Raw genomic sequence first — 3,945 nt, forward strand, 5'->3', positions numbered from 1 at the left:
TACGACAGAATCGCTTGGTAATTAAGATACGACAAAGTCGCTTGGTGTTAACACACTAAAATGCATAAGTCTTAGTTTCATCTTTCAGATTCGATTAACAGGGCTCAATTAAATCTGACAGTCAAAGATTGGCACATGCCAGATCTTAACTTAGATTCAAATTAAGCTTCGATCTGTTCTGAGAGGTCTAACGCATCATCAACTTCTATTACTAAGTACCTGACAGTTCTTTCTAGTTTTCTATGGCCAAGTAGAAGCTGAAAGGCTTTTTAGTTTTTTATAAATTAGTGATGTTTTGGTACGTCTCATTGAATGAGTACCATATTGGGTCTTATCTACATGTTTGAGCTTCTTGTAAAGCTAGATAGCTTCTATTTCATGAAAATCGATTCCAGTAAGGTTATTCTCTTTTATTAAAGAGTAAAAACTATTTTCTGCATCTGTAGTTATGTAACTCAATCCCGTTTCTTTTGTGCGAAATAAAGCTGTATTTTCTACTTTTGACTTATCTATTACTAAGCGCTTGAACGGCTTTATCATTTTTATTTCACCACGTTTATTATAATTGTGCTCAGTAAGGTCGTGGTTTAGAGCATCTTCAAAACCAACTAGGTTTAGCGCATACCAAGTTTCACCTTGCAAATCACATTTAAGATATTCAACATTGTGTCCTAAATTAGGTTCCATTATTGCTTTAACTTCTTTTGATAAAACATAAGAAGTAGCTCCTAGTCCTGCAATATCTGGTATTTGAAGCCCAGCGTTTACATCATGCTCATCAATGAGCCAGTTAACTCCAAGAGTGCGCCAGTTATCTGTCATTGAATGGCCATCAAAAAGTAAAATTTGGCCTTCTGTTAATTGCATCGTTTGCTCGAAACCTGTTTCATTGAGGTAAAGGTATAAATCAGGGTTTATATTAAAACCATATACTTTATTAAAACTTTTCATATTATTAAACCTGAGTTCCACTTAGTTTTGTATGGATTGGGAATTCACCATCTTCAAGGCCATCTGAAATTTGACGTAATGCTTCAATTATCCCTCTGTGTCCTAATCCCTTGTTGATTGACTGGTCAAGAAGAAACTCTACATTCAAATAATATTTTTTCGTATGGATGGTTGCGTGTGCATAAGCGTCAGGCATTGACTCCAGAGGAACGTGAGCTTTATGTAATGGTAAATATACGCCATTAGCTTCATGATCAATGTCAATACCAAATGCCGCTAACCGCATACGAGAACGTGCTGCTCGCATGGCATTCCAAGAGACAATATGATGTGCGGCTGTATTTTTAGGAAGCTTTCCTCTACCAACTTTAGCCATATTTTCAGCTAACTTCTTGGAGTGGCTTTTCATGTGTTGCAATTGTAATATTTTATGTTTACTTTATAGACTCTAAAACAATCAAATAAGGACGTTAATGTGAATAAAATCAAACTCCCACTCTCATGTTTATCACTTTTAATCTCATCTCAAGTATTAGCCGTTGAACACGACTTAGATAATGCAGGTGAAGTAAATAAATTTGTAACAACAGATGTATTTCCTCAAAAAGCATTAATAAAAAAGCAAAGTGCTGTTAAGTTAAATGAGGAGTTAGCTGTAGAAAGTACAATCACACCAATTTGTCCTACGCTAGCGACAGAAAACCTGTATACGCTTAGTAATTCTCAGCCTGGCGAAAGTATTTGTTACCATTTTGAAATTACTGAACGAAGCAAAACGACAGCTTGCTCGTAGGCCAATCGACTGAGACGGATGTTAACTTAAGTGTACTAAGACATAATCCTGATGATACTTTTACTGCAATTGGTACATCTGCTAATACAGGTAACCTAGATGAGGTGGTATTAGCTTTGACTGAACCAGGTCACTATTACTGGTTTATGGAAGTTATTGACTCTGATGGTTCACCATTTAATTTTGGTGCAGCAGTCGCAACAAATTTAGATGCCTATGAATTTAATGATACAGAAACGCTTGCAACCATTTTACCTGATAAACAAAACACTATAACTGGCAATATGGATAGTATAAATGATATTGATTACTATCAGTTTACAGTCGTTAGAGGGCAAGATATATCTATACGCTTATTAGATGAAACTCTTAGTGACGAGTTTATCTTTGAGATAAATAACAATGGCTGGACTCCTTTAGTAGCAAATAATAATTATTTATTATCAAACCTTCAGGCAAACCAGTCGATTAGTTTAAGAGTTAGAGCTAATACCGCTCTACCAGCTGATCCCAGTAACAATTACACGTTGACAACATCATCAATAGTGACTTCATTTACTAATGATGTTATTTCTGGTGAAAGTAATGTAAATAGAATACCCTTAATAGCATACAGTCAACCTTATCTAACTACACAAGCATACAACAGATTGAATTGGTCACTGGTATTACGTGATTCAACAGGGGCGCCAATTGAAGGAGCTATTGCTTATTTTAATTTCATTAAAGATGTTGAAGATCAAGCAAATACTTCAACCTCATATCAAGCGTTATCAAATACTAACGGAAAGATATCAGATCAAATAAATTTAAACTCTTGCACTCCGAATGTTAAGGGTATTTTACATACGGAATATAGCTTGGGGTATAAAAATGTTTGGGAATCAGATGTCGAAGTTGGTGCTTGGCAAATTGTAATACCAACAAATAGAGGCCTTGATGAAAATGGAGAAATAGACACTATTGGGATAGGTGGCGATAATGTGCCATATGTATATTTTGGTCATATTTGCGATCAGGATTTAATTTCTAGCGAACCTTCATAATTTAAAAGGGCCTCTAAATGAGGCCCTTTCGCAATAAATTACTCTCGTTCTGCATTTCTTCTAAGTTGAGATGAGATATTATCGTTTAACTCAAGCCAACTAAAGTCCTTATTCCAAGCCTGTTTAAAGCTTTCTCCTCCTTGTGAATTATCCAGAATTTCTTTTAAATCAAATATTTTTGAGAAATTATCTTCGTTTATGTCGTAACTTGACCACCCCCTAACTCCCAAGTCAATGTGCTCTAGAAAGCTCGATTTAAACTCGTTAGCTGCGGCCACAAAATCCCCGTTGTCATTTAATTTTTCAGATATCAGACTTTTCTCTTTATCATTAATAGAACCTGTAACTTCTAGCTCACCTGATTGACTGATTGATATCCCCCAGTCTTTATTCGCTAATGATGGTTGTTCGGCCGCTATTTCAGCCACAATATTGTCATACTGAGTAAACATTTTTTCAACAGAGTTGGAAACTTCACCACCCGGCATATAAAGATTCACAGTAGCGATTCGAATATTATTTAACGCTTTTTCTTCTGCTTCCCTTGTTGATACAACATTATTTGTTGATATATTCATTGGCTTATCATAGGTCGCTTTAGGCTCTTTAGGCTGATCATTATGATATATGTCCTTAGCTAGTCGCTCCATTTCACTATTTATTTGTTCTTTACCATTTACAGGTTTATTAATTTTCACTTCTGAACCGTTCGATATAAACTGCGATGCTAGATTAGTATCATTTGAATTAACTTTCATATCATTTTCCTTGTTCGTTATTTATTACTAGTTATCGGCAGGTTATTATCTTACTTTAGTTGTTTCTAATAAGAAAAATTAACTTAATATACATAGATAATAAGCATTACTTAAATCTTAGACTCGGCATATCTTTGTAGAGGTAATGTGGGCGTAGTTTTTTATACTTAATGGCTTCATTTATCTTCCTTGGGTATTTTTCGATTAACCACCATGCGAGCTCTAAAATATAATGCCGCTCAGATAAAGAGCGCTGCTCAAATGCTATTTTTACATCACTTATATGTTGATACGGCATATTTGTTTTGTCACATAAGTATTGTTGTAAATCGGGAGCCAATGTGAATCGCCCCGTGTTTGCCAGAGACTCAATAACTTGAGAAACTGGAACTATGAA

At 35.1% G+C, this 3,945-nt stretch carries 6 protein-coding genes and 1 pseudogene; 2 read left to right on the forward strand and 5 right to left on the reverse strand.

Annotated elements, in window-relative coordinates; genetic code table 11:
• Positions 1-161: 161 nt before the first annotated feature.
• The 3 genes and pseudogenes from QMA00_RS18610 to QMA00_RS18620 form a co-directional block, all read right to left on the reverse strand.
• A pseudogene (locus QMA00_RS18610) lies at positions 162-339 on the reverse strand (integrase); the annotation flags it as partial.
• A 21-nt stretch (positions 340-360) separates the two neighbouring features.
• Positions 361-951, reverse strand: coding sequence for a DUF1629 domain-containing protein (locus QMA00_RS18615; RefSeq protein WP_024605456.1), 591 nt, complete (start codon positions 949-951; stop codon positions 361-363).
• Between the two features lie 4 nt (positions 952-955).
• Positions 956-1,327: an AHH domain-containing protein gene (locus QMA00_RS18620; RefSeq protein ID WP_024605455.1), complete on the reverse strand. Its 372-nt coding sequence runs from the start codon at positions 1,325-1,327 to the stop codon at positions 956-958.
• Positions 1,328-1,426: 99 nt separating this feature from the next.
• On the opposite strand from QMA00_RS18620, the gene QMA00_RS18625 reads away from it, so the two are divergent.
• A complete protein-coding gene (locus QMA00_RS18625; protein ID WP_290158461.1) occupies positions 1,427-1,744 on the forward strand; it encodes a hypothetical protein in 318 nt (105 codons plus the stop codon).
• A gap of 116 nt (positions 1,745-1,860) precedes the next feature.
• Positions 1,861-2,790 carry a hypothetical protein gene (locus tag QMA00_RS18630; RefSeq protein ID WP_125825567.1) on the forward strand — a complete coding sequence of 310 codons (930 nt, stop codon included), beginning with the start codon at positions 1,861-1,863 and terminating at the stop codon, positions 2,788-2,790.
• 38 nt (positions 2,791-2,828) lie between these two features.
• On the opposite strand, the gene QMA00_RS18635 is transcribed toward QMA00_RS18630, so the two are convergent.
• On the reverse strand, positions 2,829-3,548 hold the full coding sequence (locus QMA00_RS18635) for a hypothetical protein (protein ID WP_290158464.1): 720 nt from the start codon (positions 3,546-3,548) through the stop codon (positions 2,829-2,831).
• A gap of 106 nt (positions 3,549-3,654) precedes the next feature.
• On the reverse strand, positions 3,655-3,945 hold a 291-nt coding region (locus tag QMA00_RS18640; protein ID WP_290158466.1), incomplete at its 5' end, for a hypothetical protein.

It is taken from the genome of Pseudoalteromonas sp. APC 3694 (assembly GCF_030407565.1).
GTDB classification, from domain to species: Bacteria; Pseudomonadota; Gammaproteobacteria; order Enterobacterales; family Alteromonadaceae; genus Pseudoalteromonas; species Pseudoalteromonas tetraodonis.